We start from the raw sequence: 7,692 nt of genomic DNA, 5'->3' as shown, positions 1-7,692 counted from the left end.
AACAAAAATTCCAGTGCTCCTTTTTCTGCTCCCAGTCTGGGATCCACATTGGGCACTAAGTTGGTAAACACGAAAGCGCTTTACAACGTTTTTGATGGAACTGTGCAAAAAGACTGGATACCAGTGTCAGCTACTTGCATGACACCCATTTGTTCCTATAGTTGCTTTTCTCGTCTACTTTATTTTGCCACTCATCTGAACAGATACCCATTTTGGAGGGATACCAATAATAGTTGTGAGCGGTACAAGTTTAGTCCATATACCTTCCAAGCATAACACGCTCACGAAACTTTAATGCGATAGCTTGGTTTCTACTGAAAGACAGCATTATGCCAAGTGCGATGCTCGAAGATAAAAGAGAAGGTGGTAGGAAAAACACTCAATGTTACCCCTATGTTTATTATGAATTAACACTCAATGTTACCCCTATGTTTATTATGAATTGTGTGATGAATTGCATTGAGATACCGAGAATCACTAACAGATTAAATAATTCATTTTCCCTATATGCAACGTAAAGCAAGCGGGCAGAAATGATACCAAATAACATCAATGTGGCTAAGCACGTAATCAAACCAAATTCTTCTGCTAAAACAGAAAACACAAAATCTGTATGACAATCAGGAAGAGAGGCTTTTACGCTACCTTCACCAGGTCCAACTCCAGTTAATTGACCTCTTTTGAATGCTTCTAATGATTTTGTGACTTGAAAGTTATCGCGTTGCGTAAAAAAGACAAAATTGTAAATCCTTTGCTTTATATGTGGGAGGCATAAGTAAGCTATTGTAGTTCCAGTTGTGGCCATTCCTATTATGCATAGAAAGTATAAAAGTGGTATACATGCAATAAACATTTGACCAATAAAAGAATATGTTAAAAGCATAGACATACTGAAATCAGGTTGCAAAAGTAACAACACAAAAACTAACAGAAATATTATGATTGATATGTGTATTTTAAACTTCATTTCGCTGGCCAAGATACTAGCTATAACAACAGAAAAAAATGGCCTTACGAACTCAGATGGTTGAACTGAAATTTTGACAATATGTAACCATCGTTTCGCACCTTTTACCTCTATACCAAGTATTATCGCAGTTGCTACTAGAATAGTAAATAAAGCGAAACCTGCGAATGAGAGGTTAAGTATAGTTCTTGTGTTGAGAAAAGAAAATGTCACCAAGGTAATTAGTGACAGGACTATATAAATTGTGTGACGCCGTATAAAATAATCTTGTGGTAAAGAAAGACGCTGCGCAATTACAGGGCTTGCTGAATAAACAAGAATGAAACTTATAGTGAGCAAAAAAAACACTGGAAGGATGAGATAATAATTCAGCGTTCTATACCAGAGTTTAATATTCATTTTGTTCCAATGTGTAATGCCACTATTCCATAGCTCATATTATGAAACTCAACATTCTTAAAGCCTACCTCTTCAATTTCCATTTTAAAATCAGCCTGAGTTGAAAATTCTCTGATGCTCTTCACTAAATATTCATAAGAACTCTTGTCTTTAGCAACTATGCTGCCAATTTTAGGAATTACTTTAAATGAATATAAGTCATAAAGTTCGGTAAATATCTCATTTTGATAGTGCATAGGGGCAAATTCTAAGCAGATAAATTTCCCATGTGGTTTTAATACCCTGTGCGCCTCATTTAAAGCCTTCTTGCGGTCAGAAACATTTCGAATGCCAAAAGCTATTGTGCAATAATCAAATTCGGAGTCTTCACATGGTAAACTTCCTGCACTTGCACATACCCAATCAAAATTAATTTGGTTTGAATTTATAGCTTTATCACGTCCTCTGTTTAGCATGTTTTGATTTATATCGCATACTGTAACCTTAGCACTTGGCTCTTTTCTTACTATTCTTATTGCTATATCTCCAGTTCCTCCAGCAACATCTAAAACCTTAGAGTTTTTTGTAAAATGCACTATTTACCATCTTATCTTTCCATAATCTGTGCATTCCGAGGCTCATTATATCATTCATGGTGTCGTAGCGACTTGCCACGGAATCGAATACCTCTTTAACTAATTGTGATTTCTTCTTGATTTTTATAGTAGACATTACGTAAAGTCGCTCAACTCCCTTATAATTAGTAAAAATTAATTTGAATTACCACAAATGTCAACGACAGGCCTTGAGCCTGTTAAAATCTTCTTCAGCGTGGTATGATGACCTAGTCAGTGGGCTTGATGCAACCACTAAGAAACCTTTGGAGTAAGCAATATATTTATAATGCTCAAACTCTTCTGGGGTAACATACCTATCAAGTTTTGCATGTTTTGGAGTTGGTTGTAGATATTAACCAATTGTAATAAAATCAACCTCAGCACTGCGCAAATCGTCCATAACCTGAAGTATTTCCTCTTTTGTTTCTCCAAGACCAACCATAAGCCCTGACTTTGTGAAAACTTTTGGATTAATCTGCTTTACCATCTTCAACAAATATAGTGAATGAAAATAGCGAGCTCGTGGTCTTATTTTTGCATACAATCTCGGCACTGTTTCAATATTGTGGTTATAGACATCAGGTGATGCAACAGCAATGGCTTCAAATGCTCCTTTCTTATTTAAAAAATCAGGAGTTAAAATCTCTATTGTTGTTTCTGAAGTTATCTTTCCAATTTCTTCTATGCACTGTATAAACTGATTTGCGCCACCATCTGGTAAATCATCACGATCAACAGAAGTAATGACAACATGTTTTAAGTTTAACTTTTTTATTGCTTTTGCTAAATTTTCTGGTTCATGAGGGTCTAGTTTATCAGGAATGCCAGTTGCAACGTTGCAAAATGCACAAGCACGAGTGCAAACAGAACCGAGAATCATCACAGTAGCATGACGTTTATTCCAACATTCACCAATATTTGGACATGCAGCTTCTTCACATACCGTATGTAAGTTATGCAGTTTAACGATGTTTAAGGTTTCATTGAATACTTCACCGGTCGGAGCTTTTGCTCTAAGCCATGGAGGCTTACTATGCATCTGAAACGGCTAACTCTACCTCTTGCTTTACTAAAACTTTTTTCAACCTTCTTTTTATCTTCTGCGCTTTCTCACTTAGTTTAATCGTTCTTGTGTTGAGCAAAAAAGCATCCAAATCACCTTTGTAATCTATAGTTCTCAAAGTTCTTGTTGCTACACGAAATCTAAACTTTTTATTCAATATATTACTTGTCAACGTAACCTTATGTAAATTTAAAAGAAAGGTACGCTTTGTTTTACGATTTGAATGTGATACCTTATTACCAAAAGACTTTTTTCTATTTGTTAATTCACAAACTCTACTCACTTCAATATACCAAATTATTCTATGTACTTAGATTACCTTATATAGTCAAATAGTCAATACTCTCTTGCTTAATTTTTATACCATATACTGCTTTATAGCCAAAAAATATCGTAATTTTTTCTATTATAAGAGAAATCATATGCTGAATTTCCAATGCTTTACTGCCATTTGTTACTACCAGATGCAACACACCAGAATTTATATTCTGTGCATATGAGATCTTTTTTGGTTTTGTACACTCTGCTATTTCTTTCCCTACTATATTTTGCCAGTTTAAAATCAGACGTATTTCATTTTTGCTAATCTTATTTTTCATGCATTTTAATGCATAATTTTCAATTATAGACTTTAATTTTTTTGGACCGCTACGTTTGAGCATTTTTCTGTTTTTTAGTAGGTAGATAATATAAAAGTATACATATAACTTGAGATTTTGTCATTACTGCTACATGTTTGTGAGATACCGTGACGGTATGACCATAATCGTCACTCCGCAACGCATATTGCATAGTCGTCATTCCGCGGCGCGTTCGCGGAATCTAGCTCTGGTCACGCTACTTAGATGACAACCTTCTAACTGCTTTACAAAGTCTCTACCCTCTGGCCTCACACCGTAAAAGCAGTATTTTTATGCAAAACTTATCTCAACGTAGCACTTGCCAAGATCGTTCCATTTACCAAATTTTGTGCTGTCATCTTTGCCTCATAATTAACCTTATAGCTGTTTTAATTGTAAATAGTTAAATTATTATTAACTTGCCAGGCTAGATCTAAAAAATAGCATAATCAATATGCAAATTGTAATACAAATCACGTTTGCGTATGGTTTATTGCTATACGGTCAATCTTTCTTCATTCCAAGCTGCTTGAATAGCTTCGAGTATTTTTTCGTTACAGCGTTTTTCATCATCATCAAATTCCTCTAAACTCAAGACCTTTTTTTTAAGCTCAGTGAATCTGATACTAATTATATTCTCATTTGGAAATTTTTCCTCCAGAGCTTCCACAATATCTTCTATATCAAGCCATTTCATACTTTTTTGTATTTATCTGCTAAGTTAAATTGGTGCCCATGGGGAGACTTGAACTCCCAAGGTCGCAAGACCCACGGATTTTAAGTCCGCTGCGTCTACCGATTCCGCCACACGGGTCTTTTTTTATCTATCTAGAGTAAAACTCTACTACTAAATTGACTTCCATGTCTGCTGAATAAGGAACCTCAGAATATTGAGGTGACCTCAAATACTTCACTGAATGCTCTTTACTATCTGCTTCTAAATAATCCGGAGCCTTGCGCTCTTGTTTTTGTTCAGCCTCTACTACTACAGGGATTTTTGCTGCCCTTTCTCTTATTTTTATTATATCACCTGGCTTCACTCGATAACTCGATATGTTAACCACCTTATCATTAACTGTAACGTGCTTGTGAGATATGAGCTGCCTTGCTGAGTAAATTGTTGGAACAAGACCAGAGTGGTATAAAACAGAACTTAATCTCGATTCTAAGATACCGATAAAATTATCAGCCGTATAACCCTTTCTGTTATAAGCATCTAAAAATGTACGTCTGAGCTGCTTACTTGAAATCGCATAGTAAAACTTAAATTTCTTATGCGCAGCAAACTGCTTACCAAAGTCGGATAACTTCTTGAATCCAAGAATACCATGTTGACCTGGAGGGTATTTCCTTTTGTTTACTGGGTCTTTAGCTCTACCCCATAAATTTACACCAAGTCTACGGCTAATCCTATACTTTCTAGTGATAACAGTTGTCATATAAAAACTCTCACGATTTAACTTTGGATTATTAAGGATTTTAGCACTCAGTGTCAACTTGTTTTTGCTGATATAATCTTTTATACTTCATTTTTAAGTTTTTCTATTAACACATGAATCATTCACATTTAAAATCTATGGCAAACGCCATCCGTTTTTTATCAATTGATGCAGTACAAAAAGCAAACTCTGGACACCCAGGTATGCCACTTGGCATGGCAGATGTTGCAACTGTTTTGTTTGCTAAATATCTGAATCATAATCCTGATGATTCTAAATGGTTCAATAGAGATCGCTTTGTTTTATCAAACGGCCATGGGTCAATGTTACTATATTCAATATTATATTTGACGGGTTATATTAGCATAGATGAGCTAAAAAACTTCAGGCAAATGGGATCCAAGACCCCAGGTCATCCAGAGTTCGGCTTGAATTCCGGGGTAGAGGCAACAACAGGCCCGCTCGGTCAGGGGTTTGCCGCTGCTGTTGGGTCATGGCACTTGCTGAATCAATCCTTAAAAAGCAATTCAGAATCAATCACTACACTTACGTGATGACCTAGGGGATGGCTGTCTTATGGAAGGAATAAGCCATGAGGTAGCATCACTTGCTGGGCATCTTAAATTGAATAAGCTCATAGCTCTTTTTGATGATAATGATATCTCTATAGATGGCGCTACTTGCCTTTCCTGCTCTGATGATGTAGAGAAACGCTTCTTAGCGTATGGATGGAATGTTGACAAAATTGATGGCCACGATTTTGATGCCATATCCTTTGCAATAGAGCAAGCAAAAAAGTCTGGTAAACCTACAATGATCTGCTGCAAAACTATTATCGGAAAATTTTCAAGCCGTGCTGGCACATCCTCTGCTCACAGTGGTGCTTTTTCGGAGGAAGACATAAAACAGATGAGAGGGAAATTAAACTGGAATTATGAACCATTCCATGTACCAGAAGATGTGAAAAATGCCTGGAAGAAAACTGTTGAGAGAGCAAAACAAAACTACACGATGTCATTCCAGCGCGTGACCAGGAAAGAAGAAAAAGAATGGATCCCAGTGTCAAGCACTGGGATGACAAGAGAGAGTACTGGGATGACAGGGTATCATGCAGAACTTCAAAGACGGTTAGATAAACATCTACCAGATAATATCGCTGGTGTTTTAGCTGACCTGAAGAAACAAATATGTGAGCTAATGCCAAACGAAGCTACTCGATCTTCTTTCGGCAGAGTAATGGAACTTTTAACTGAGTCTATGCCGGAATTAATCGGCGGTTCTGCTGATCTTACTGGGTCAAATTGCACTAAATATCAGCACATGCAGGTAATAAATAGCAATAATTATAGTGGCTCTTATGTCCACTATGGAGTGAGAGAGCACGCTATGGCAGCATGTATGAATGGTATGGCACTTCACGGCGCGATTCTTCCTTATGGCGGCACTTTTTTGGTATTTTCCGACTATTGTCGTCCTGCTATACGTCTTTCAGCTCTGATGAAGCAGCAGGTTATGTATGTCATGACTCACGACTCAATTGGAGTGGGAGAAGATGGCCCAACTCATCAGCCAATGGAGCATTTAGCCTCTTTGCGTGCTATACCAAATCTATATGTTTTTAGGCCAGCCGATGCAGTTGAAACTCTGGAGTGTGTTAGCATTGCACTCGAAAAGAAAGAATCTCCAGCACTGTTTGCGCTCTCAAGGCAAAACGTAAGTTACATGCGCAAGTTCTACTCTGATATCGATCAATCTGCTAATTTATCGAAGTTTGGTGCATATATTTTGTGTGAATGTTCAAAAAAATTAAAAGTGACGATATTTGCTACGGGGTCCGAGGTTGAAATTGCAGTTGAAGCAAGGGAGAAATTGCAGGAAAAGGGTATAGGTACAAGGATTGTTTCTATGCCATGCTGGAGGCTTTTTGATGAGCAAAGCGATGAATATAAAGCGGCAATATTAAATAATGACAGCATTAAAGTTGCAATTGAAGCCGGAAGTGAAATGGGTTGGCATAAATACATAGGTTCAAACGGTATATTTATTGGCATGAAAAGCTTCGGAGAATCAGCACCTTATAAAACACTCTATGAGCATTTTAATATCAGTGCTGATCACGTAGTAAAATGTGTGTGTGAGAAACTGGTTTATATTCAGTAGACCTCTTGCGTTACTCTATAACCCCATCATGGCTTTTCATTGCATCATAATTATTGTTATTTTCTTTGTCTAATGGATTGGATGTAGGTAAGGGAATATCAGATTCATCAGTCTTTTTTACGTTTGATGGTTTAAGTAAAGAAACATCAGCATCGGTTTGTGATGTAGATTGATCAGTGTCAGACCCAAACAACCATGAAAAAAAACCACCAAAAAATGATGCAACTAATGAAAAAGGCTTCATAAGTATACTAAACAAACTACCAAAAAAAGAGCCCGGCTGTTCTTCTGTTTGTGCAGGTTCTGTGGGAGCAACAGGATTTACACCTTTGTCTTGTACATCAGCTCCTTTTTCTCCATTGATGTCTTGCTCTCTCTGTGATTGATTTGAATCTTCCTCCTCCTCTTCTTCTTCCTCCTCTTCTTCTTCCTCCTCTTCTTCTTCCTC

8 protein-coding genes and 3 pseudogenes are annotated in these 7,692 nt (G+C 36.9%); 2 read left to right on the top strand and 9 right to left on the bottom strand.

Translation table 11 applies throughout. From position 1 onward, the window contains the following. Positions 1 to 400: 400 nt before the first annotated feature. The 8 genes and pseudogenes from WGMM_RS04325 to rpsD form a co-directional block, all read right to left on the bottom strand. Complete coding sequence (locus WGMM_RS04325) at positions 401 to 1,366, bottom strand: FtsW/RodA/SpoVE family cell cycle protein (RefSeq protein ID WP_240991927.1); 966 nt, start codon at positions 1,364 to 1,366, stop codon at positions 401 to 403. Next, positions 1,363 to 2,077, bottom strand: a pseudogene (gene ubiE / locus WGMM_RS04320) (bifunctional demethylmenaquinone methyltransferase/2-methoxy-6-polyprenyl-1,4-benzoquinol methylase UbiE). The gene WGMM_RS04325 and the pseudogene ubiE overlap by 4 nt, the downstream one beginning before the upstream one ends. A 60-nt stretch (positions 2,078 to 2,137) precedes the next feature. Further along, positions 2,138 to 3,001: pseudogene (gene lipA / locus WGMM_RS04315) on the bottom strand (lipoyl synthase). Further along, positions 2,994 to 3,308 (bottom strand): 50S ribosomal protein L28, encoded by a 315-nt coding sequence (gene rpmB, locus WGMM_RS04310; RefSeq protein ID WP_038250613.1) that lies wholly within the window; start codon positions 3,306 to 3,308, stop codon positions 2,994 to 2,996. The pseudogene lipA and the gene rpmB overlap by 8 nt, the downstream one beginning before the upstream one ends. A 37-nt stretch (positions 3,309 to 3,345) precedes the next feature. Continuing rightward, positions 3,346 to 3,687: a DUF721 domain-containing protein gene (locus tag WGMM_RS04305; protein WP_038250610.1), complete on the bottom strand. Its 342-nt coding sequence runs from the start codon at positions 3,685 to 3,687 to the stop codon at positions 3,346 to 3,348. After that, positions 3,674 to 3,826, bottom strand: coding sequence for a hypothetical protein (locus WGMM_RS06885; protein WP_240991926.1), 153 nt, complete (start codon positions 3,824 to 3,826; stop codon positions 3,674 to 3,676). Before WGMM_RS06885 ends, WGMM_RS04305 begins: the two co-directional genes overlap by 14 nt. Positions 3,827 to 4,141: 315 nt before the next feature. Further along, positions 4,142 to 4,342: a Fe-S cluster assembly protein IscX gene (gene iscX, locus WGMM_RS04300; RefSeq protein ID WP_038250608.1), complete on the bottom strand. Its 201-nt coding sequence runs from the start codon at positions 4,340 to 4,342 to the stop codon at positions 4,142 to 4,144. A 127-nt stretch (positions 4,343 to 4,469) separates the two neighbouring features. Continuing rightward, positions 4,470 to 5,084 carry a 30S ribosomal protein S4 gene (gene rpsD, locus WGMM_RS04290; protein ID WP_038250616.1) on the bottom strand — a complete coding sequence of 205 codons (615 nt, stop codon included), beginning with the start codon at positions 5,082 to 5,084 and terminating at the stop codon, positions 4,470 to 4,472. A 137-nt stretch (positions 5,085 to 5,221) separates the two neighbouring features. Here rpsD and WGMM_RS07380 point away from each other — a divergent pair, with 137 nt between their 5' ends. Both WGMM_RS07380 and WGMM_RS07160 read left to right on the top strand, forming a co-directional pair. After that, positions 5,222 to 5,638 carry a hypothetical protein gene (locus tag WGMM_RS07380; protein WP_410543207.1) on the top strand — a complete coding sequence of 139 codons (417 nt, stop codon included), beginning with the start codon at positions 5,222 to 5,224 and terminating at the stop codon, positions 5,636 to 5,638. A 22-nt stretch (positions 5,639 to 5,660) separates the two neighbouring features. After that, entirely contained in the window at positions 5,661 to 7,244 is a 1,584-nt protein-coding gene (locus tag WGMM_RS07160) for a transketolase family protein (RefSeq protein ID WP_410543206.1), read from the top strand. A 10-nt stretch (positions 7,245 to 7,254) separates the two neighbouring features. Here WGMM_RS07160 and WGMM_RS06870 read toward each other — a convergent pair. Further along, a pseudogene (locus tag WGMM_RS06870) lies at positions 7,255 to 7,692 on the bottom strand (hypothetical protein); the annotation flags it as partial.

This window comes from Wolbachia endosymbiont of Glossina morsitans morsitans, from assembly GCF_000689175.1.
In the GTDB taxonomy this organism is placed as follows: Bacteria; Pseudomonadota; Alphaproteobacteria; order Rickettsiales; family Anaplasmataceae; genus Wolbachia; species Wolbachia pipientis.
The sequence above is the reverse complement of the archived record's forward strand: the minus strand, read 5'-3'. Positions and strand labels throughout refer to the sequence as shown.